General features: G+C 72.3%; 1 pseudogene. It reads left to right on the forward strand.

Annotated elements, in window-relative coordinates:
• A pseudogene (locus KVT32_RS30945) lies at positions 1-249 on the forward strand (hypothetical protein); the annotation flags it as partial.

Consider the following 249-nt stretch of genomic DNA (forward strand, 5'->3'; position numbering starts at 1 on the left):
CGCCAACTGCCTGTTCTGGCTGCACAAAGCGGGACAACTGGTGTGGCGTCCGGGCGAATCGCCGCGCTGGCTGCCCTGGCCGGCTGGCTGGTCGCCGAAGCTCGACTTCGGTGGCCCGACCCAGAGCCGCGACGGGCGCCTGGGGCAGATCGGTCACGACGGCCAGGCCTATTCCTTCCTCGGGCTGGGCGTCGCCAGTCCCCAGGTCGGACCGATCGGCCGCGCGCGCCTGGGCTCCGCGCATGTGCT

The sequence above is a fragment of the Achromobacter sp. GbtcB20 genome (assembly GCF_019091095.1).
GTDB lineage: Bacteria > Pseudomonadota > Gammaproteobacteria > Burkholderiales > Burkholderiaceae_B > Achromobacter > Achromobacter mucicolens.